Annotated in this window: 24 protein-coding genes; 17 read left to right on the forward strand and 7 right to left on the reverse strand. The window is 39.4% G+C overall.

The window, feature by feature from the left end:
• Positions 1 to 75 precede the first annotated feature (75 nt).
• The 8 genes from purM to J9318_RS10700 all read left to right on the forward strand — a co-directional run bounded on the left by purM (position 76) and on the right by J9318_RS10700 (position 6,519).
• The gene (gene purM / locus J9318_RS10665) at positions 76 to 1,119 is read left to right on the forward strand and encodes a phosphoribosylformylglycinamidine cyclo-ligase (protein WP_244731632.1); all 1,044 of its coding nucleotides are present in this window, start codon (positions 76 to 78) and stop codon (positions 1,117 to 1,119) included.
• Positions 1,120 to 1,122: 3 nt separating this feature from the next.
• The gene (gene purN / locus J9318_RS10670; protein WP_210559910.1) at positions 1,123 to 1,776 is read left to right on the forward strand and encodes a phosphoribosylglycinamide formyltransferase; all 654 of its coding nucleotides are present in this window, start codon (positions 1,123 to 1,125) and stop codon (positions 1,774 to 1,776) included.
• Positions 1,766 to 2,533 (forward strand): DUF3108 domain-containing protein, encoded by a 768-nt coding sequence (locus J9318_RS10675; RefSeq protein WP_210559911.1) that lies wholly within the window; start codon positions 1,766 to 1,768, stop codon positions 2,531 to 2,533. Before purN ends, J9318_RS10675 begins: the two co-directional genes overlap by 11 nt.
• 8 nt (positions 2,534 to 2,541) lie before the next feature.
• Entirely contained in the window at positions 2,542 to 3,141 is a 600-nt protein-coding gene (locus tag J9318_RS10680; RefSeq protein WP_210559912.1) for a 5-formyltetrahydrofolate cyclo-ligase, read from the forward strand.
• The gene (gene rpiA / locus J9318_RS10685) at positions 3,138 to 3,791 is read left to right on the forward strand and encodes a ribose-5-phosphate isomerase RpiA (RefSeq protein WP_210559913.1); all 654 of its coding nucleotides are present in this window, start codon (positions 3,138 to 3,140) and stop codon (positions 3,789 to 3,791) included. The genes J9318_RS10680 and rpiA overlap by 4 nt, the downstream gene beginning before the upstream one ends.
• 70 nt (positions 3,792 to 3,861) lie before the next feature.
• Positions 3,862 to 5,091 (forward strand): phosphoglycerate dehydrogenase, encoded by a 1,230-nt coding sequence (gene serA, locus J9318_RS10690; RefSeq protein WP_210559914.1) that lies wholly within the window; start codon positions 3,862 to 3,864, stop codon positions 5,089 to 5,091.
• A 211-nt stretch (positions 5,092 to 5,302) separates the two neighbouring features.
• The gene (locus J9318_RS10695) at positions 5,303 to 5,740 is read left to right on the forward strand and encodes a YebG family protein (RefSeq protein ID WP_210559915.1); all 438 of its coding nucleotides are present in this window, start codon (positions 5,303 to 5,305) and stop codon (positions 5,738 to 5,740) included.
• A 71-nt stretch (positions 5,741 to 5,811) separates the two neighbouring features.
• Entirely contained in the window at positions 5,812 to 6,519 is a 708-nt protein-coding gene (locus J9318_RS10700; RefSeq protein WP_210559916.1) for a DUF445 domain-containing protein, read from the forward strand.
• 128 nt (positions 6,520 to 6,647) lie between these two features.
• On the opposite strand, the gene J9318_RS10705 is transcribed toward J9318_RS10700, so the two are convergent.
• The 3 genes from J9318_RS10705 to ylqF are packed head-to-tail and all read right to left on the reverse strand — an operon-like array spanning position 6,648 to position 8,366.
• The gene (locus tag J9318_RS10705) at positions 6,648 to 6,953 is read right to left on the reverse strand and encodes a 4a-hydroxytetrahydrobiopterin dehydratase (protein ID WP_210559917.1); all 306 of its coding nucleotides are present in this window, start codon (positions 6,951 to 6,953) and stop codon (positions 6,648 to 6,650) included.
• Between the two features lie 33 nt (positions 6,954 to 6,986).
• Entirely contained in the window at positions 6,987 to 7,394 is a 408-nt protein-coding gene (locus J9318_RS10710) for an acyl-CoA thioesterase (RefSeq protein WP_210559918.1), read from the reverse strand.
• Between the two features lie 42 nt (positions 7,395 to 7,436).
• On the reverse strand, positions 7,437 to 8,366 hold the full coding sequence (gene ylqF, locus J9318_RS10715) for a ribosome biogenesis GTPase YlqF (protein ID WP_210559919.1): 930 nt from the start codon (positions 8,364 to 8,366) through the stop codon (positions 7,437 to 7,439).
• Positions 8,367 to 8,562: 196 nt separating this feature from the next.
• Between ylqF and J9318_RS10720 the strand changes: the two genes are divergently transcribed.
• From J9318_RS10720 to J9318_RS10730, 3 genes are all read left to right on the forward strand, one after another.
• Positions 8,563 to 9,225 carry an SDR family oxidoreductase gene (locus J9318_RS10720; protein ID WP_210559920.1) on the forward strand — a complete coding sequence of 221 codons (663 nt, stop codon included), beginning with the start codon at positions 8,563 to 8,565 and terminating at the stop codon, positions 9,223 to 9,225.
• 148 nt (positions 9,226 to 9,373) lie between these two features.
• Complete coding sequence (locus J9318_RS10725; protein WP_210559921.1) at positions 9,374 to 9,868, forward strand: peptidylprolyl isomerase; 495 nt, start codon at positions 9,374 to 9,376, stop codon at positions 9,866 to 9,868.
• Positions 9,869 to 9,877: 9 nt separating this feature from the next.
• Positions 9,878 to 10,606, forward strand: a complete 729-nt coding sequence (locus J9318_RS10730; protein ID WP_210559922.1) for a UDP-2,3-diacylglucosamine diphosphatase — start codon at positions 9,878 to 9,880, stop codon at positions 10,604 to 10,606.
• Positions 10,607 to 10,648: 42 nt separating this feature from the next.
• Here J9318_RS10730 and J9318_RS10735 read toward each other — a convergent pair whose 3' ends face one another.
• Positions 10,649 to 12,685 carry a methyl-accepting chemotaxis protein gene (locus J9318_RS10735; protein WP_210559923.1) on the reverse strand — a complete coding sequence of 679 codons (2,037 nt, stop codon included), beginning with the start codon at positions 12,683 to 12,685 and terminating at the stop codon, positions 10,649 to 10,651.
• A 184-nt stretch (positions 12,686 to 12,869) separates the two neighbouring features.
• On the opposite strand from J9318_RS10735, the gene tsaA reads away from it, so the two are divergent.
• Positions 12,870 to 13,574, forward strand: a complete 705-nt coding sequence (gene tsaA, locus J9318_RS10740) for a tRNA (N6-threonylcarbamoyladenosine(37)-N6)-methyltransferase TrmO (protein ID WP_244731634.1) — start codon at positions 12,870 to 12,872, stop codon at positions 13,572 to 13,574.
• The gene (locus J9318_RS10745; RefSeq protein WP_210559924.1) at positions 13,558 to 14,760 is read left to right on the forward strand and encodes a Kelch repeat-containing protein; all 1,203 of its coding nucleotides are present in this window, start codon (positions 13,558 to 13,560) and stop codon (positions 14,758 to 14,760) included. Before tsaA ends, J9318_RS10745 begins: the two co-directional genes overlap by 17 nt.
• 75 nt (positions 14,761 to 14,835) lie before the next feature.
• Here J9318_RS10745 and J9318_RS10750 read toward each other — a convergent pair whose 3' ends face one another.
• A complete protein-coding gene (locus J9318_RS10750) occupies positions 14,836 to 15,600 on the reverse strand; it encodes a DUF2310 family Zn-ribbon-containing protein (protein ID WP_210559925.1) in 765 nt (254 codons plus the stop codon).
• Between the two features lie 123 nt (positions 15,601 to 15,723).
• Here J9318_RS10750 and J9318_RS10755 point away from each other — a divergent pair, with 123 nt between their 5' ends.
• Both J9318_RS10755 and hisIE read left to right on the forward strand, forming a co-directional pair.
• Positions 15,724 to 17,442: a proline--tRNA ligase gene (locus tag J9318_RS10755; protein ID WP_210559926.1), complete on the forward strand. Its 1,719-nt coding sequence runs from the start codon at positions 15,724 to 15,726 to the stop codon at positions 17,440 to 17,442.
• 20 nt (positions 17,443 to 17,462) lie between these two features.
• A complete protein-coding gene (gene hisIE / locus J9318_RS10760; protein WP_210559927.1) occupies positions 17,463 to 18,086 on the forward strand; it encodes a bifunctional phosphoribosyl-AMP cyclohydrolase/phosphoribosyl-ATP diphosphatase HisIE in 624 nt (207 codons plus the stop codon).
• A gap of 95 nt (positions 18,087 to 18,181) precedes the next feature.
• Here the strand turns inward: hisIE and J9318_RS10765 are convergent, their stop codons facing one another.
• Together J9318_RS10765 and J9318_RS10770 are read right to left on the reverse strand one after the other, a co-directional pair.
• Entirely contained in the window at positions 18,182 to 19,159 is a 978-nt protein-coding gene (locus J9318_RS10765) for a sensor domain-containing diguanylate cyclase (RefSeq protein ID WP_210559928.1), read from the reverse strand.
• A 2-nt stretch (positions 19,160 to 19,161) separates the two neighbouring features.
• On the reverse strand, positions 19,162 to 20,166 hold the full coding sequence (locus J9318_RS10770) for a response regulator (protein WP_210559929.1): 1,005 nt from the start codon (positions 20,164 to 20,166) through the stop codon (positions 19,162 to 19,164).
• 137 nt (positions 20,167 to 20,303) lie between these two features.
• Here J9318_RS10770 and tpx point away from each other — a divergent pair, with 137 nt between their 5' ends.
• Together tpx and J9318_RS10780 are read left to right on the forward strand one after the other, a co-directional pair.
• Positions 20,304 to 20,951 (forward strand): thiol peroxidase, encoded by a 648-nt coding sequence (tpx, locus tag J9318_RS10775; RefSeq protein WP_210559930.1) that lies wholly within the window; start codon positions 20,304 to 20,306, stop codon positions 20,949 to 20,951.
• 197 nt (positions 20,952 to 21,148) lie between these two features.
• Positions 21,149 to 21,586, forward strand: a complete 438-nt coding sequence (locus J9318_RS10780; RefSeq protein ID WP_210559931.1) for an Hsp20 family protein — start codon at positions 21,149 to 21,151, stop codon at positions 21,584 to 21,586.
• Position 21,587 lies beyond the last annotated feature (1 nt).

A 21,587-nucleotide genomic window follows, 5' to 3' on the forward strand; every position in this document is an offset into this window, starting at 1 on the left:
CGGCATACAAATGAATAAATTTACGATAGTATTTTTCACCGTAGCCATTACCACCCCACTTTTGAGGACATGAAATTGAGCAATAATCAATCATTAAGTTACAAAGACGCTGGTGTAGATATAGACGCAGGCAATGCTCTAGTAGAACGTATTAAAGGTGCCGTAAAACGGACACGACGCCCAGAAGTTATGGGCGGCTTAGGCGGTTTTGGCGCGCTGTGCCAGTTACCAACTGGTTACAAAGAGCCACTTTTAGTCGCAGGTACCGATGGCGTTGGTACAAAATTACGACTCGCTATCGACTTAAAAAAGCATGACACCGTTGGTATTGATTTAGTGGCAATGTGTGTAAATGATCTTATTGTTCAAGGTGCAGAACCTCTGTTTTTCCTAGACTATTACGCAACAGGTAAATTAAATGTCGATGTTGCTGCCGATGTAGTCAGTGGTATTGCCGACGGCTGTGAACTATCTGGATGCTCACTAATTGGCGGTGAAACTGCTGAAATGCCAGGAATGTATGAAGGCGATGATTATGATATGGCCGGTTTCTGTGTTGGTGTAGTTGAAAAATCAAAAGTTATTGATGGCACTAAAGTAAAACCTGGCGATCAACTAATTGCACTTGGTTCATCAGGCCCACATTCAAATGGTTACTCCTTGGTTCGTAAAGTAATTGAAGTGGCAAACGCTGATTTATCAGCTGATTTCCACGGCAAACCACTTGCCGACCATTTAATGGCTCCTACTCAAATTTATGTAAAGCCTGTACTTGAGTTGCTTAAACAGGTTGATGTACACGCTCTTTCACATATTACTGGTGGTGGTTTTTGGGAAAATATTCCGCGCGTATTACCTGAATTAACAAAAGCGGTTGTAAATGAGTCATCGTGGCAGTGGCCCGCTGTATTCAATTGGTTACAAGAAAATGGCAACATAGATCGCCACGAGATGTATCGTACTTTTAACTGTGGCGTAGGAATGATTATTGCTGTAGACGGGAACGATTTAGAGCAAAGCTTGTCAATATTAAAAGACGCAGGTGAAAATGCCTGGCACATTGGTGAAATTCAAAGCGCTACTGACGCTGAAGAACAAGTAGAAATAATCGAGGCGTAATTAGTGACAGCTAACAAAGCAAGAATAGTCGTGCTGATTTCAGGTAACGGCTCTAATTTACAGGCTATTGTTGATGCATCTGAAGCTGGGAGAATTCCTGGCTCAGTTGTTGGAGTTATCTCCAACAAAGCCGATGTATATGGTTTGGAACGAGCTAAATTGCACAACATTGATAGCCAAGTGGTTGATCACAAGCAATTTGAAACAAGAGAAGAATACGATGAGGTATTGGCAGCTGCAATTGAAAGCTATCAGCCTGACGTTGTTATTCTAGCTGGTTTTATGCGTATCCTTACCGCTAAGTTTGTTAATACGTTTACTGGCCGATTGGTTAACATTCACCCATCGTTATTACCAAAATATCAAGGCTTAAATACACATCAACGAGCACTAGACGCCGGCGACGAAGAGCACGGCTGTAGTGTCCATTTTGTAAATGAACAGCTAGATGGTGGTCCAGTCATCTTACAAGCAAAAGTACCTGTATTTAGCGATGATGACGCAGATAGTTTAGCACAACGTGTGCATGTGCAAGAGCACCTCATTTATCCCCTTGTTGTTAAATGGCTATGTGAAAAAAGGTTACGTTTACAATCAGATGGCGTATATTTAGACAACTCTCTTTTACCAGAACAAGGTTATGCGAATGATGAATAATGGTCGTACTGCAGTCCTCTCTTCTTTAGTTTTAGGGTGTGTAACACTCATGTCTAGTTTTTTTACTAGTGCAACTGAGGTGTCTAACGATACAGTTAAACACTCTGAAACAATTAAGCCTTTTGTTGCCGCTTATGACATGTATCGACAAGGTGACCGCTTAGGTCAAGGCGAAAGAAGATTAGAAAGACAGGCAAACAACCAATATTCGTTATCACTAGAAAGTGAGCTTAAATGGCTCATTTTCTCGGATAGACGAAAAGAAACTAGCCTATTTTCTGTTCAAGATGAGCAAGTAGTGCCAGGTTCGTATCAATTTAATCGTTCTGGTACTGGCTCTGACGATGAAATCAATATTCTATTCAACAAAGACAATTCATTAGTCATTAATCCCAAAGCAAGGAAAGATGCAGCGCCTGAAACCTGGCAATTGGGATGGCAAGACGAAATGTCGTTGCACGCTCAAATCCAGTTAGATTTGATAAACGGTAAAAAGCTATTTGACTACACTGTGGTAACAAATAATGGCAAATTACGTGATTATAATTTTGAAGTTATTGGTGAAGAACTTATAAGTACAGGCTTTGGTCGTTTTAAAGCGGTTAAAATCGCTAGAATTTACGATGACAAAAAGTTTTACGCACAACACGCTTGGTTTATTCCTGAGTTAAACTTTACCCTTGCTCGCTTATGGCGAATGAAAAAAGGTGTTGAGCAATACGACTTAGTCATTAAAAGCTATACCGTCAGTGAATAACGTTTAAAATGGATAGTCGTCAACAATTACGAACTCTTATTCGCCAACGTCGTAATTCGTTGAGCGATGAGCAACAGCGCACAGCCTCTCTCGCATTAAGAGATAGACTGTTATCAATTGTAAGTGCTCAACAAACTATCGCGTTATATTTAACTAATGATGGTGAAATTGATACCTCACCTATTATTGATAGCTTAAAAGAGCAAAATACTCGTCTACTATTTCCGGTATTGCATCCCTTTAAAAAAGGTTATTTGAATTTTCAGAGCGTCAATCGCGAAACTCAATGGACGCTAAATAAATACAACATCAACGAACCTCAACTAAACTCTATAACAACCACTCCTATTTCTAATATAGACGTTATATTAATGCCACTGGTTGCATTTGACCCACAAGGAAATAGGCTCGGAATGGGTGGCGGCTATTACGACAGAACGTTAGCTCAAATCCAATATTTACCTACAAAACCTAAATTAATTGGCCTAGCTCATGATTGCCAAGAGGTAGATAGCCTGCCTTACGAAGAATGGGATGTTCCAATTGACGCAATTGTTACCCCAACCCGAATTATTAATGTTTCACCACAAAGACTGAGAACACCATGACTCAAGATGAAATGAAAAAAGCCGCTGCACTTGCCGCTCTCGATTACGTCAAATCAGATTCCATTGTTGGAGTTGGTACAGGCTCAACCGTTAATTACTTTATTGATGGACTTGCTGAAATGAAGCAAAACATCATAGGTGCAGTTTCAAGCTCTGAAGCCTCGACTGCACGATTAAAACAACACGGTATAGAAGTTTTTGACTTAAATAACGTCGCGGATCTTGACATATATGTTGATGGCGCAGATGAGATAAATTCAGATAACGCTATGATAAAAGGCGGTGGCGCCGCGTTAACTCGAGAAAAAATTGTCGCTGCTGTCGCTAAACAGTTTATTTGCATTGTTGATGAGACAAAATTGGTCAGGCATTTAGGCGAGTTTCCATTACCAGTTGAAGTCATCCCTATGGCGAGAAGTTATGTCGCTCGTGAAATAGTGAAACTTGGCGGTAGCCCTGTTTACCGTGAAGGTGTCGTAACCGACAATGGCAATGTTATTTTAGATGTTTTTGACATGAAAATTGCACAACCAAGAAAACTTGAAGAACAGCTTAATAATATTGTTGGTGTTGTAACTAATGGATTATTTGCGCATAGAGCCGCTGACCATGTTGTGATTGGAAGTAAGAATGGGGTTGAGAAACGTTAACAAATAGAGTATTAATTCTAATTAACATTTACCTCGAATAAATTGAACCTCTAAAAATTGGATTCCTAGTATGGAAAATATTTCGCTTGCCAAGCATAAAATCAAAATTTTGTTGTTAGAAGGTCTGCACCCTAGCTCTGAAGAAACACTTAAATCCCAGGGTTATGAGAACATTGAAACACTAAAAACCTCGTTACCTGAAAACGAATTGATCGAAAAAATAAAAGATGTTCATTTTGTTGGTATTCGGTCTCGTACCAATCTTAATGCCAATGTTTTAAAACACGCCAATAAGTTAATTGCTATTGGCTGCTTTTGTATTGGTACCAACCAAGTTGATTTAAATGCAGCAAAAGAGAAAGGCATTGCGGTTTTTAATGCGCCATTTTCTAACACTCGATCTGTTGCAGAATTAGTACTGGGCGAGATACTACTTCTTATTCGAGGCATCCCTGAAAAAAGCGCGAAAGCGCACCGTGGTATTTGGCAAAAATCAGCTATAGGTTCATTTGAAGCGCGAGGTAAAACTCTCGGCATAATTGGCTACGGTCACATAGGTACTCAGCTTGGTATTATGGCTGAAAACATTGGTATGCGGGTTCAGTTTTTTGATATTGAAAACAAATTAACCTTGGGGAATGCTAGCCAAGTTTCCACTCTAAATAAACTGCTTCAAAGCTCAGATGTGATTTCTCTTCACGTTCCAGAAACAGCTTCTACACAAAACATGATAGGCGCTGCTCAGCTTGCAAAAATGAAACCTGGTGCGATATTAATTAACGCTTCACGCGGCACTGTTGTTGACTTAGATGCCCTTACAAGTGCACTAAAAGACAAGCATATCGGTGGCGCAGCCATTGATGTGTTCCCAATAGAACCAAAGTCAAATGATGAAGAGTTTTTATCGCCTCTTCGTGGATTAGATAATGTTATTTTGACGCCTCATGTAGGTGGCTCTACTCAAGAGGCACAAGAAAATATTGGTATTGAAGTAGCTGGTAAACTCGTTAAGTACTCTGATAATGGTTCTACTTTAAGTGCAGTTAACGTCCCTGAAGTATCGTTACCTGAGCATACAGGGCGCAGTAGGATATTGCATATCCACAAAAACCAGCCTGGTGTACTAACAAAAATAAACGAAGCCTTTGCTAAGCACAATATCAATATTGCTGCACAGTACCTGCAAACTGATGAGAAAATCGGTTACGTCGTTATTGATGTTGAGACTGATGATAGTAATACCGCGTTTGATGAATTGAAGTTAATTGAAGGCACTGTAAAAACACGCTTATTACACTAACCCTCGTATATTTAGTTGATAAACATAGGTTCGTGATTACATTTTTTAACGAGCAATAACTTACAGAGTGTCCAATTTTCCTTTTTAAGCCAGTGATTTAATCACTGGCTTTTTTATTTAACATATTTTCTTTACAGACAATTGTTTTACTGTATATTTAAACAGTAACAATAAATTGATTTTCCATAAGCTAGATTTACAGGAGATAGCAATGGCTGTTGAAACTAGATATGTCGTGATCCGAACCGACAAAAGCAATAAGGAACAAGACGTCATGACTTTTACCGACAAACGTGCAGCTGACGAATATGACAAAATGTTAGACATGGCTGATGACATGTTTGAATTATTGCAGCAAAGCGGTGTTAAGGTCGACGATCAACAAGCCGAGGAGTTGAGTATTTTCCTAGCTAAACAACGCGAAGACGTACTCATTGCGTTGCAAGCGAAAAAGAAGCCGGTTACTAAAAAACCGAAAGCGAAATCAGATACTCAGGCTGACTTAGTCGATACTGCTGACGAGTCGGAAAAAAACGAACAAGCAAATAATGCAAAAAAGACTGAGAGTGAGTTGCAGTCCGATGCTCACTCTGATGAATCTGAGGACAATTTAATTGATTTTGTTATCGAAAAAGACGATGCCGCTTGAAGTCATTTAATTTATCCACATAAAGGTGACATAGCATATAATGGCAATGTCACTTTTACAGGAGAAATACTTTGAACAAAAGCTTGGTTACCAATGCGCTTGCAGCGACAGGCTGTATCGTTGGATTTGGACTTAAATTAGATTGGTTATTTTATTTATCTTTATTTGCACTATCTGGAGCGCTAACTAACTGGATAGCTGTACACATGTTGTTTGAAAAGGTACCAGGCTTGTATGGTACTGGCATTGTTCAGCTCAAGTTTGAAGAGTTTAAGGCTGCTATCCATAACTTAATTATGGAACAGTTTTTTACGCAAGAAAATCTGGACAAGTTTTTGTCAGAAAAAACCGGTGATGCGCACCATTTTGATTTAGCACCGCTAATCAAAGAAACCGACATGTCCCCTGCATTTGACTCATTAGTCACGACAATACAGCAAAGCTCATTTGGTGGCATGTTAAGCATGTTCGGTGGTACTGACGCATTAACGCCTTTAAAAGGCCCTTTTGAGGATAACCTTAAACAATCGATAACGGACATTACCGCGTCTGATGAATTTGCTGAAAAGTTAAAATCTCAATTAGGCAGTTCGTCAAACTTTGGCGATATCCGATCAAAAGTAGACTCAATTGTACAGCAGCGCCTAAATGAGTTAACGCCCAATATGGTCAAAGAGCTCGTTCAGCAAATGATAAAAAGCCACTTAGGCTGGTTAGTTGTTTGGGGTGGTGTTTTTGGTGGACTAATCGGTTTATTAGCTTATTTTGTTGGGTTGTAGAATTAGATATCTTAATTAAAACATCTCGATTTGCTTATCCGGCATGCGTTCCTACAATAAATTAGCCAGTCTTTGTGAATACGAATTTAGACTGGCTAATACTTTGTTTGTGTTCAATGCAGCTGAAATTAAATTAACTTCTCCATTCGCTTAACCATTTTTATATCTAAATCGCTGATGCCATCTACGTCATGCGTCACAAGATCAATCACAACCTTGTTCCATACATTTGACCACTCAGGATGATGGATAAGTTTTTCTGCATGAATAGCAACTTGAGTCATAAACCCAAATGCCTGAATAAAGTTTTTAAATATAAACTCTTTGTGAAGTTTTCCATCAACAATTTGCCAATGTTTGTCATCGTCTAGTAGTGAGTTTATTTCTAATAATTCCTGAGCTATTTGCTCGTCCGTCAATTTATTTGCAGCCATAACACTCCCCTTTTCACTTATATTTTTATTATATTAGTCTTTCATATGAGCTTGCATGCGAGTTAATAAGTCTCCCGTTATCTCAACTGCTTTGCCCGTTTTTTGATCCATTACAACGAACGTAATGTCAGCATCCACGACCACTTTATCAGTACCTTCTTTGGTAATAACTTGATGGAATACCGCACTTTTATTGCCTATGTTTGATAGTGAAGTACTTAATTCGAGTGTGTCGCCCATATAAGCACTGGCTCTATAATTTATATTTATATTTACGATTGCCCATGCATAGCCAAGTGATGTGAAATATTCAATATCGCCACTGTCTTCTAGATATTGCCAACGAGCCTCTTCTAAGAACTCCAAGTAACGAGCATTATTTACGTGCTGATAAATATCTAAATGGAAACCACGAACTTTAATTAGACTTGTTTTATTCATCTTTAACTTCCTTATAACAACATTGTCATTTTATATTTGCGATTATTTACGACGACGACGTTTTTTCTTTTTACCGTCATCCTCTGCCGCTTTTGCTGCTCGTTCAGCTTCTTTTTCAGCAATAATTATCTTTGCTTCTTCTGCTTGCTCTACTGTCTCTAAAGTAATACGGCCTAATGTGCCCGAACGATATTCGTTTAATATTATTTCAGACACCTTGTATAAATCGGCAATACCGCCTTTACGAATACAAGCTCGTTGCTGAGCAATTGCATCCATTACATCAATAGGTTGTTCTGGTAACGCTTTTAATTGATAACGATCCACCAGCAATTGAGGGTAGTGGTCCATCAAATATTCAGTAGCGTAATAGGCTATATCTTCTTTTTCGGTAACGGTGTCTTTAATACCGCCGGTAATTGCTAAGCGATAACCACAGTCTTCGGGTTCTAATTTTGGCCATAAAAACCCTGGTGTATCGTGCAATACAATATTGTTGTCTAAACGAATACGTTGTTGAGCTTTAGTGACACCAGCTTCATTACCTGTTTTAGCAATAATTCGATCAGCTAGAATATTTATTGTTGTCGACTTACCAACATTTGGGATACCGCAGATTAGAGCGCGAAGTAGTTTGTCTTGGCTTACTCGATGCGGCACCATTTCTGATATTACTGTAAGTAAGTCTTTTACAGATTTAGGATCATGCTGTGTCACCGCTATCGCATCAATACCTCGTTGCGCTTTAAAGTGTTGTAACCAAATATCGGTTTGCACAGGATCTGCCAAGTCAGACTTATTAAGTACTTTTAACACTGGCGTGTCGCCACGTAGAGCAGGTACGAGTGGGTTTTCGCTTGAAAACGGAATACGAGCATCAAGTATTTCAATAATGACATCAACCTGAGGCATTATCTCGGCAATTTCTTTCCTTGCCTTATGCATATGTCCAGGGAACCAGTTTATTGCCACAAGCAACTCCGTTAAAATTTATGTCTGAATAATGGGCGCATATTCTACCCGTTTGCGAAGTTAGTATAAACGACTTATTTATTTACAAGATGTTATTTGAAGTCTGTCGTTGAAAAACCAACCTAGTGGACCCACACTTAGCTAAATAAAACTTACCTACATAGCTTTTAAATTTAATTAAAGTTAAGGACATATTATGAAAACAGCAGTGATCACCGGTGCCAATCGAGGTATAGGATTAGCAATGGCTCAACAATTATCTGAGCAGGGTTGGGAAATCATCGGCATTTGTCGATCGGATTCTGAAGAACTCGAAGCCATCGCCAACATGGTAATAAGTGGAATTGACGTGACTCAACCTGAACATATTCAGCAGGTAACAAAAATACTTGGTGACACTAAAGTTGATTTATTAATCAACAATGCTGGATTACTGCAAGACGAGAAACTGGGCGAAATCGACTTTGATTCAATCCGTGAGCAGTTTGAAATTAATACTATTGCGCCACTTATGGTGACTGAAGCATTGTTACCAAACATGAGCGAAGGTAGTAAAGTTGCATTAATTACAAGCCGAATGGGCTCTATTAGTGACAATGGTTCAGGTGGTCGCTATGGCTATCGCGCCTCAAAAGCCGCGTTAAATGCATTTGGTAAGTCTTTGGCAATTGATTTAAAAGAGCAAGGTATTGCCGTTGGGCTACTTCATCCAGGGTACGTTCAAACACGCATGGTAAACTTTGGTGGCCATATTACTCCAGAAGAAGCCGCTGAAGGTTTATTGGCGCGTATCGATGAGTTAAACCTCGAAAATACCGGTGGATTCTGGCACAGCAACGGTGAATCTCTACCTTGGTAATGAGTATCATGCATTTAATGTTAAGTGCAACCCATTAGGTTTCTACTTAATATTTTAAGGTCTTCACCTTAAAAATTCGATACAATGCGCGCAAATGGGCGATGTACATCATTGCTCACCACTTTTATTTAAATTATTAGGATTTATCATGGTTGTATTAACGACAAATTTTGGCGAAATCAAAATCGAACTTTTTTCTGAAGAAGCGCCCGTTACTTCTGAAAACTTTTTAAACTACGTAAAGTCTGGGTTTTATGACGGCACAATTTTTCACCGTGTTATTCCTGGTTTTATGGTTCAAGGTGGCGGCATGGCTCCTGGCATGGAAGAAAAAGACGGAAATGCTCCGATTCAGAACGAAGCAAACAACGGTCTTAAAAATGAGCGCGGAACGCTTGCAATGGCTCGTACTATGGATCCTCACTCAGCCTCTTCTCAATTCTTCATTAATAGCGTCGATAATAGCTTTTTGAACTTTACGAGCGAAAGCTCACAAGGTTGGGGTTATTGTGTATTTGCTAAAGTTGTTGAAGGTATGGACGTGGTAGATAAAATCTCTGAAGTATCTACTGGCCGTTTTGGTATGCACCAAGATGTTCCAAGAGAAGATATTATTATTGAAAAAGCTGAAATCATCGGTTAATCATCAATAATGCCTAGCACTCTTGTTATCGCGGATCTCCACTTGTGTCCAAGCAGACCTGAAATTACGGACTGCTTTTTTCGCTTTTTAACGGAAAATTTAGACCAGCATGACGCCTTATATATTTTAGGTGATCTGTTTGAAGCTTGGATTGGTGACGATGACAAGAGTGAGTTTAATTTGTCGGTTGCAAACGCAATCAAAGCCTTTAGTTCAAATACTCCCGTCTATTTTATTCATGGTAATAGAGATTTTTTAATTGGCCATGAGTTTGCAAAGCGTAGCGGGATGAAGCTATTACCGGAAAATTACAAAACGACATTATATGATCGTCCTGTATTATTCATGCATGGTGATCAACTTTGTCTTGATGACATTGATTATCAAGCCTTCAGAAAGCGCAGTCGCTCGTGGTGGTGGAAAAAATTAATGTTGATTTTGCCTCTTAAAAAACGCAAAAAGATTGCCGCTAATATTCGCAAAAAGAGTAAAGAAAGCCAGCTGAACAAATCTATCAATATCATGGATGTCGCAGAGCGAGAAGTAAACCGTGTTGTAGATTACTACCAGTGTGATTGGCTTATTCATGGCCACACTCACCGCCCTAATATTCACCAATTGGCAAATAGCAAAAAGCGCATGGTCGTAGGCGATTGGTACGAACAAGGCTCTGTTCTGATCATCACCAAAGAAAAAGGCCAGTTATCAACGCTTCCTTTTCGTAAACACGCTAATTAACTGACCTCCTGTTAGAGTTGCAATTTAGTCTACCTTACATCTCTACGTTTTAAATTTCTCAAGCATAGACTCTAATTTAGCGACAAACTTACCTAAGCTATTTGTGGCTGCAATTGAATCCCTCACATTTTGATCGGTAACTTCAGACGTTTTGCTAATAGATGATAAGCTTTGCTCGATTTCCTTCGCAATGACTTGTTGCCTTTGTGTTGCCTGTTCAGTTGCAACGTTTTGCTCACTAATTTGCTCTACCGACATACTGATATGATCAAGCGCTGTTTCTAACTTGGCAGACTCTTCAATCGTTTTTAAAGCCTGCTCATCTGAGCGAGTCATAGCTTGAACCGCATTTTGAACGCCACTTTGTAAACTATGAATCGTGCTTTGTATTTCTTCAGTAGAGTCTTGTGTACGTTTTGCCAAGCCTCGCACTTCATCAGCTACTACGGCAAAACCACGACCTTGTTCACCCGCTCGAGCAGCCTCAATTGCGGCATTTAAAGCCAATAGGTTAGTTTGCTCTGCGATGCCTTTGATAACGGCAAGAACATCATTAATACTCTCACTCTGTTGTGATAACTTATTAATAACATCTACTGAGTGTTTAATTTCACGACCTAATTCATCAGTTGCATGTCGAGCATCTGCTAATGTTAATCGCCCCTGTTGGGTTTGTTCTGTCGCACTATTTAATGAATGCACAACTGTCGCACTATTTTCTGACACAACAGATACGGCTTCTATTAGCGACTCAATTGCCGAAGTAATTGTTTGTGTATCGCCAAGTTGAGACGCCACGGCTTGGCCGGTCTGATGTGCAAGTTCTTCTACCGATTGAGCTTGGTTTGTCACGCCATGCGACGCTTCTTGAACTGCTTCAACCAATTGGTGAACGTTTTTTGCCATTTGATTAAACGCTTTAATGGCTTCTGCCAGTTCGTCTTTTGTTCTTACTTTGGCAGAAACTCGAGTATCGCCCTCGGCTAAGCTCGTCGCCACTCGAGTTAAACTTTTTGTAGTGATAGAAATAGACAAACTCATTCCAACGAATAAATACACAACGAGTAATAATGACACAACGACTAATGTAACTAGGATGTAAAAGTCTTGTCGATTATTATCGATACGGGAATTCAAACGTAACTCAAACTCTTGGAATAACCCTTCTTTACTTTTATAGTATTTTGTCAGTTCAGCGGCAAAATGTGTTTCAAATTGATTTTTTGTTTGAGTAATTTCATCAGCAATTAAGAATTGTTCTTCTAAGTACATCAACGCATCATTCATAATTGCATCTAGTGTTGCAACATCATTGGTTACGGCTTCTTTTAATGCATCATCTTGATCGCTTACTAGATTTTCTAGTTCTGCAATTTTTGGCAATTCCGCGGCAAGTTCATCTGACGCTAAACTTAAACTATCGAAGGTTGCCGAAGACACCTGCGGTTCACCAATAGCATACAAGGCCAAGCCATAACCCGACAGCAGTTGCTTGAGCGCGGCTTGCCGTTTTTCAATAATTAAACGATTTAGTAAAACAGTGTCGATATCAGGATCGTTAGTAAGGCCTTTTATATTGGCCACCAACGGATAAAGATTATTATATTGATCAAGAATAGACATTAAATAGGTCATTTTATCAGTCGGTGAACGCCAGACCGCTGAACCTATAGTGCTGGTTTTTTCAAGAATTGTTTTTTTTATTTCGTTAACCTGAGCTTGCACTTGTTCTAAGTCTTGTTCTTCAAACACATCGACAACATTTAATGCATTTAATTGATCAACATAAGCTTTTATTCGTTTAGTTTGATCTTGCGGAATCGTTTGACCAGAGCGCCAGTGCATATCGCTAGCAATCAATGCCACTAACTTTTGCTGTTGTGCATCAATTTGTTTTATATATGACAAAGCCTGTAACTCGTTTTCACTGTGAACTATCTCAGTTTTTACTAAGTTAACGTATTTATTTGCCAGAATAATAAACGGCACGAAAAATAAAATAACGATAAGGGTAAATTTGTGCCCAAACCGTAACTGGTTCATAAAAGATGTAGCGGGTCTAAACAAAATTTTAAACATAAGGCTCGTATTCTTTCTTTTTGTTATTATGAATATAGAAGTTATATTGCAGAACGTCTAAATAATTAAGTCATTCTGATTAACCAACTTTTATCGGAATTATTACCTATTTCTTTAACATTTAACCACATTAAAGTGTTTTTTTGTTAATTTTAACTGAACTATAAGAGCTAGAGGCTCACTTTTGGATACTAAACACACAATTGAACCAATAGGTTTCATACAAACGCCTTTTAAAGAAAAATTTGGTATACCTCGACAACCTAATTTGTGCGCGGCAAAAGGGACCATTGTACTTGACGAGACTTTGTTCTCAGCTGATTCGGTGAATGGATTGCTATCTCATTCCCATATTTGGTTGCTGTTTTTGTTTGACCAGAATATAGAAAAAGGTTGGAAAGAGAATGTTCGCCCGCCTCGCTTAGGTGGTAATAAGAAAATTGGAGTATTTGCCACTCGCTCAACTTTTAGACCAAATGCAATCGGAATGTCAGTCGTTAAATTATTGAGCGTCGAACAAGTAGATAAACAGTTGCATATTGGTGTTCAAGGTGTCGACTTAGTTAATAATACGCCTATTGTTGATATTAAACCTTACATACCCTATTCAGATGCCATCATTGATGCCACATCGAGTTTGGCCAATGACGAACCATTACAAACGTTAAATGTGGATTTTTCTGTTGATGCTGAAGCCTCGTTAAAAAACCTCAAAATAACAGACGAAACAAGAAAACTAATGGTCGATGTGTTGTCGCAAGATCCCAGGCCGTCATATAAAAAAAATAAACTTGATTCAAAAATATATGGCATCACATTAGACAATATAAATATTACGTGGCAAGTAACTAACGAAGTTTGTGAGGTGATTGATGTTAAAGCAATTTAACGTATTAATATTTATTGCATTTGGTTTTATATCGAGCTCGGTACCGGCTAGCTCCCAGACTACTTTCTCTATCAATGCTCAAGCCACCCCAGCTGACGACCTGGTATTATCTAATGATATAAATATGACTAGGAATGCTGATGAGCCTAGTGAGCTCACAAAAAAAGACAGTCTGTTTGTCCTTCCCCCTTTACCCATACCTACAACGGCCAATGCATCTGTCGCCGTGAGCAATAACAGCAAAACTTTCATATATAGCTTTATGGGACTTGAGCAAACCGACAGTGGTTTAGACGTTAGTAGTAAAGCGTGGAAGCTAGATCTATCGGAGACTCCCCAGCAATGGAAGGCCATTTCAGCGGTACCAACAATTCAAAAACAAAAAGGCCGGTTTGCCACAACGGCTACCGCTTTAGATAATTTTATTTATCTACTTGGTGGCTATAGTACCAATAGCGTAACTCGACCTAAACTCAGCCCAAACTTACAAAATGTCACTGACTTTTATAGTTACGACCCAGTAAATGATACCTATCAGCAGCTGGCCGACATGCCGGTTCCTGTAGATGATACCGTTATTCTTCCATATCAAAATCGCTACTTATATGTAGTGTCCGGTTGGCATAAAGACGGAGCGGTAAATTTGGTGCAAGTCTTCGACACTCACAAAAACAGCTGGTTCCAAGCTAGCCCGTTATTAGGGAATGGGCGTTTTGGTCATGCAGCGGGCATTATAGATAATCAAATAGTCGTTTGTGATGGTATGGAGCAAACGCCACAGCTAGCTTCAACGCCAGTTCTTAACATTCAAGCGTCATGTTTATTAGGTGAAATAAATGCGATGGACCCAAGTAAAATAACCTGGTTTCAGTGGGTGCATCCAACAGACTCGGGCCGCTTTCGTATGGCCGCGTTTAGTGACATTGATAATGGTTCTATCAGTTTTATTGGTGGTTCCACAAAACCCTACGATATTAACGGCAAGATCAGTAGTTCTCAATTAGCAGAGCCGAACGCTGATATATGGACTTACCATGCTGATAAACGCAGTTGGAGTATTGCCGAGTCAAGCAACCCAGTCTTTGATATTAAAAACGTTGTAAAATTAAATAACCAACTCCTAACGATAGGTGGTCGCGAGTCTACTGGTATTTCCAATAAAGTACTGAATCATAGTGAGCGTTAACCATGGCAATGCACTAATTTCATGGTTTTAGTTAGTTTTTAAATTGAGGTTGAAACTTAACTTTATTTTGAACGGCTACTGCCAGTTCCAGCTAATATTCGATAATAACTTGCACGAGTCACATTTAAAATCAAACAAACCAAATAAGGGTTTATTCACTCGCCAATGACTATCACAACTTGGGCAGCGTCTTGTTGTTTCTTGCTCAAAGCTGTCACCACCAACACGGTACAAATATTGAAAACATGGTCTACCCGTTATCGACTCAATTTGGTCGAGTAGTTCGCGACCTTTTAAAGACAACTGGCTGTTAGGCAAAGAAAGCTGCTCCAACATAACGGCTTCAATTTCTGACAGTTCATTCATTTGTAACTGGTCGCATGCTGCCTGACTTTCTTGCCATTTTATTAACGGCTTGCGGACCACCTCGGGTAATTTATACAAGGGAATTGGCATAAAATGTTCGCTACAGCGAATTGGCGAACAAGACTGAACAAAAGTAGAGTATAGGATATAGCCCTTTGGCGATTGGCACACGTCGGTAAAGTCCGACTGACTTTCTAGGCCAGTTACTTCAATGTAAGGCCCCGCGATGCCTAAGTCTTTTAACTCAGCAACAATTTCTTCTATTATCGGAGTAAAGTATTTAGAGTCCATGGCGTCTTGTTCTGGACAAACCAAATGACAAACAAACGCTTGGTTCGTTAAGGTGAGAGCAAACTCTCGTCCTAGGATTTGGCCGTTATACCTAAGTTCATCCAATAACTCAGAGATGACAGTTTGAGCTTGTTCAAGCGATATTTCTCGCTGACAAACAAATTTAACTTGGCAGACAACCATTAATTCGCCTTTTATTTTATATTAGTTATTTAATCCGATGCATTTGATTGCTAGAATCCTTGCCCATTCTAGCCCATTTTTGTGGCAACTAATTAAGTAAATTTAATACGAGAGCAAAATCCAATGCGTACTAGTGATTATATTATCGCAACATTAAAAGAAACGCCGTCCGATGCTGAAGTCATTAGCCATCAGCTAATGTTACGTGCCGGCATGATCCGAAAGTTAGCATCTGGATTGTACACTTGGTTACCGACAGGCTTAAAAGTCGTGCGTAAAGTTGAACAAGTTGTTCGTGAGGAGCTTGAGAAAGCCGGCGCAATTGAAATGTTAATGCCTGTTGTACAACCTGCTGATTTATGGGAAGAGTCTGGTCGTTGGCAGGAGTACGGCCCTGAGTTGCTTCGTATTAAGGATCGTCACAATCGTGACTTTGCGTTAGGCCCAACGCATGAAGAAGTGGTTACAGAGTTTGTAAGAAAAGAAATAAATAGCTACAAACAGCTGCCGTTAAATCTTTACCAAATTCAAACTAAGTTCCGTGATGAAGTGAGACCTCGCTTTGGTGTCATGCGATCTCGCGAATTCATCATGAAAGATGCATATTCATTTCACCTTACGACAGAATGCTTGCAACAAACGTATGACCGCATGCACAAAGCCTACTGTAATATATTTGAGCGCTTGGGTTTAGATTATCGTCCAGTATTGGCTGACACGGGCTCTATTGGTGGCGATGCATCACACGAATTCCATGTGCTAGCGGAATCTGGTGAAGATGCAATTGCCTTCTCAACAGTAAGTCAATACGCTGCCAACGTTGAAAAAGCAGAAGCGGTTGCACTTAAAGCGGAGGCTGATGCACCTACCCTAGAAAAAACACTCGTTGATACTCCAAATACAAAAACAATTGCCGATTTGGTTGGCAACTTTGATGTAAACATTGAAAACACTTTAAAAACGTTAGTGGTAAAAGCATCTGATGCCGTTGACAGTGAATTTGTCGCATTAGTGCTTCGTGGAGATCATGAACTTAATGAAATCAAAGCTGAAAACTTAGCGCAGGTTTTTGAACCGTTAACCATGGCTAGCGAAGAAGAAATTGTGAAAGTAATGGGTGCAGCGCCAGGCTCATTAGGCCCGGTTAACAGCCCTATTCCTGTTATTGTTGACAGAACTGCAGCAGTAACATCTGACTTTGCTGTGGGTGCCAATGAAGATGGTAAACATTACTTTGGCGTTAACTGGTCTCGCGATCTTGAGTTAGGCGAAGTAGCTGACATTCGTAACGTTGTTGAAGGTGACCCTAGTCCTTGTGGTGAAGGTACATTAACCATTAAACGTGGTATTGAAGTAGGACACATCTTCCAACTAGGCACTAAATACTCTAAAGCGATGAACGCAGGTGTATTAACCGAGTCTGGTAAACATCAAGTTCTAGAAATGGGTTGTTACGGTATTGGTATTACGCGTATTGTGGCTTCAGCAATTGAACAAAACCATGATAAATTTGGTATCAAGTGGCCTGCGGCACTAGCCCCATTCAGTGTTGCAATTGTACCTATGAATATGCACAAATCTCATCGTATTCCAGCTATCGCTGAAGCCGTCTATGAAAAGCTAAAAGCAGCAGGTGTTGAAGTTTTATTTGATGATCGTAAAGAGCGCCCTGGCGTTATGTTTAACGATATGGAGCTGATCGGTATTCCACATCAAATTGTTATCGGTGAACGCAACTTAGATAACAATCAAATTGAATATAAAAATCGTCACACTGGTGAAAAAGCCCTTCTGTCGGTTGATGAAGCCGTTGATTTTGTGCTGAAGCAAATAAAAGCGTAATAGAAGTACGCAGGATTAATATGAAATTATCATTAAACAACATTAGCCAAGTTGATTGGCAAAAGATGGATGACTTAGTGCCAGCTATTGTTCAAGATGCAACAAGTGGCACCTTGTTAATGCAAGGCTACATGAACAAAGTCGCCTTAGAAACAACCTTTGAGAAAGGCTTAGTAACTTTCTTTAGTCGCAGTAAACAACGCTTATGGACCAAAGGTGAAACGTCAAACAATACCTTAGAGCTTGTCAGCGCGCACGTAGACTGTGATAACGACAGTATTCTTGTCTTGGCTAACCCAAATGGACCAACGTGCCATAAAGGCACAGAGAGCTGCTGGCAAGATAGCGAGGCAACACCTACTGTTGGTTTTATTGCCGATCTGGAGCGTGTTATTGCAAGTCGTAAAGGTGCAGATGCCGACTCATCCTATACAGCGTCACTTTACGCAAGTGGCATTAAACGTATCGCACAAAAAGTAGGTGAAGAAGGTGTAGAGACAGCGCTTGCTGCGACTGTTAAAGATCTTGAAGAGTTAAAAAATGAAAGTGCTGACTTGCTTTATCATTTGTTGGTATTGCTGCAAGCAAGTGATTTGTCGTTAAACGATGTTATAGACGTACTGAAAAAGCGTCATCAAAAGTAGCGTATTAACAAAAAGGTTAACACTTTTCTTAGCCGAATAAAAAAAAGAGCGTGTTGGTTAAACCTAACACGCTCTTTTTTTATTCTACTGCATAGTTAAGCTTTGTGGACATAAGCTCGAACTTGGTTACGACCATTACTTTTTGCCACATATAGCGCGCTATCTGCAGCCTCAATCCATTTCTGGTGTGAATTAAAGTCACTGTGGAATTCCGCGATACCTAAACTAACCGTGAATTTAATTTCAACTTCGTTAAATATAACCGTGGAGGCTTCAACTGAACGTCTCACACGTTCAGCAAATACGGCGGCATGTCGTGCATCAGTCTCTGGTAAAATAACGGCAAACTCTTCGCCACCGTATCGACCACCAATATCGGTTTCACGCAAGTTTTGCTTCAGTACTTTTGCTAAGTGGAGTATTGCTTCATCTCCGGCTGCATGGCCGTAGCTATCATTGACATTTTTAAAGTGATCAATATCGAATATTAATAGCGAGCTGATGTTATGCGTTCTACGCTGTCGTTGAAACTCTTTTTTCAAACACTCTTCCCAAAAGCCTCGATTGTTTAGATTTGTTAAACGATCCGTTTGGCTAAGACGCTTCAACTCTGTGTTTACTTCTTCTAGCTCAAGCTTTGACACCGCAACATCAGTAACATCGTAGATAATGATACAAATATGAGTAACCGCACCCATAGTGTTTGTAAGCGGAATAAAAGTCGCGTTTTGATACATAAACGGCGCGACACTGGTAATTGGCCGATAATTCTTAAATTTAAAAATATGCGGTGTCTGTTCCCATATCGTAAATGCTCTGTTTTTTAATACAAATACGGGATCCGTTTTTTGTCGAAGCCATGTCTCGTTTAGCTCTGGAAATGTTTCAAATAGCGACTGGTTACGAACGTCATAAGGCGAACGACCGCTATGATTTTCCATAAATCCATTCCAAACTTGAATTCGATAATGATCGTCTAGTACGACTAAACCAACATCAACCGATTGGAACATATCCATCAACCAGTGTATTTCTGATACTTCAATTTGTGCTGTTTGGTTTTGATCACTCATGATTATTCATCAAATAAAAAGTTTAGTTTATTACGAAGTGTAGGAATTGAGTCTTCAGTTATAAGTAATAGTAAGTCGCAGGTCACATTAAGACCTTCTAGACCATAACTAATTTCTACCGTTAAAGTTTTTTTCCAATGTGTAGAGTTAGTATAAATTAACTCAGATACATTGCAGTGTTGCCCAAGTACAACAGGGTGACCTTGGCTGAAATTTAAATCGAGTTGCTCCGACAGCCCTTTTAATACTGAGCCGATTAGAATATTGGCAATATCCATCAACAACTCTAGCTCTATGGTATCGTTTATTTGGCCTTCGTATTTCATTAGCTTAGCTAGATCTTTAAAGCCAGAATCACCTAAGATTAATAACGCCTCTCCAGCAACACCACCACTTATAAAACCTTGGCATACCCCTGAAGTCGATAAATTAGACTCCACCGACTGCAGGGCCATCGATAGTTCACTAACTTCAAGAATATTTACGTTTGGAATTGGCAGCTTTACAAATACCTGTAACACTTCTGCAAGTAAACTACCCGCCTGTCCCATGGCAACATTAGTGACCTCCTGCAAGACATCGCGCATTTCCTCATCGAGCACAGTATCAACCGAGGCACCGCGTTTGGTGAGATCCGCCTCGCTACTCACACCATACTTAGTCAATAAATCTTGAAGTTTGTCTTTATCTATCGGCTTTTTAATAAAGTCGAGTGCACCAAGAGATTTTACTCTTTCATGTGCTTCTTTTTGAATGTCACCGGATACAACGATAGTTAAAACTGGAAGGTTTTCTTTTTTAATCGCCTCTAACACGCCATATCCATCAAGAATAGGCATGTTTAAATCAAGAAATAATACACTACCCAGTCCTTTGCGTAGTTTGTCCATAGCATCTTCACCATTTACAGCAAAGGTAATATCCACTTCCCAATCATCCGGTAAGGATCGAGCCATTTGTTTTCTGGCAAGGTTTGAGTCGTCACAAATGACTACCGACGTTTTCATAGTTAAAATTCAATCCATTAGCTAACAGTTAAAGGCATTATCAAATATTCAAAAATGTTTATAGAAAAACTATAGCAGTTAGTTAACAATAGTATCTAGTAAAATTATTTTATTTCTCATTACGTTGGTAAATTTTTATGAAGAAAGCTCTGATCTCTTCTCTTATGTTCGTATCTACACTCAGTTTTGCATACGACATCCAGAAGAACCTGCCGATAAACTTAGATATTGTTAAGGCAAATGGCAAAGCGGTAGTACTATTAGGTAACCAGGTACAAGTAGGGGACATTGCACCTGACTTTAAAGTTGTTGATGCCAACTTTTCTTTAAAAACAAAAGCGGACTTCTCTGGCAAGCCTCTGTTAATTAGCGCAGTACCTAGTTTAGATACCGGTGTTTGCAGTATTCAAACCAAGCGATTTAATGAAGAAGTCGATAACTTACCGCAAGATGTTGTCATGTTAACAGTAAGTGCGGATTTGCCATTTGCGCAAAAACGTTTCTGCCAAGCTGAAGATATTGACAAGTTAATGACGTTATCTGACTCAGTTTGGCGCGATTTCGCAATGAACTATGGGTTACTAATAAAAGACATGGGATTATTAGCGAGAGCCATCTTTGTTATAAGTCCTGATGATAAAATTGTATATAAAGAAGTTGTATCCGAATTATCAGAACAACCGAATTATGATGCCGCACTTGCGGTGTTAAGAAGTATTTCGGAGCAACAAACGGAATCTGACGCCTCTTCAGAACAACCGGACGTTGTTGTTATTGAACAGTAGTAACTTCAAATAAAAAATAACATTTTCAATTAGATAAAAATTAATCACTTTTTTTTACTTGAAAATAAATGCTCTGTCCTTACATAAGTAGTGAGCTTGAAATGATGCCATTAGGGTCAACAAGCTCACCGACGTGTTCATAAGAAATGTCGGCATTAATTAATAACTTATTGCTTAAAAACAAAAGGATAAGACAAATGAGAAACATCGATCTATCACCACTTTACCGTTCTTTTATTGGCTTTGATCAATTAGCTTCAAAATTAGATGCTGCAAATCGTAGCGACAAAAATACTGGCTATCCTCCATATAACATTGAATCAATCGCGGACGACAAATACAGAATTACTATGGCGGTTGCAGGCTTCGTAGAGTCTGAATTAGAAATTGAATCTGAGAATAATAGTCTCATTGTTAAAGGTATTAAAGCCGAAGACAAGGAAACTAAAAACTATTTATACCAAGGCATTGCTGAACGAAACTTTGAGCGTCGCTTTCAACTAGGTGATTACATTAAGGTCATTGATGCTTACATGGAGCATGGCCTGTTACATGTGAACCTAGAACGCGAAGTTCCTGAGGCGTTAAAGCCAAGAAAAATCGCAATTGGTAAAAACAACTTAATTGAACAGTAAA

It is taken from the genome of Psychrosphaera aestuarii, from assembly GCF_017948405.1.
GTDB lineage: Bacteria > Pseudomonadota > Gammaproteobacteria > Enterobacterales > Alteromonadaceae > Psychrosphaera > Psychrosphaera aestuarii.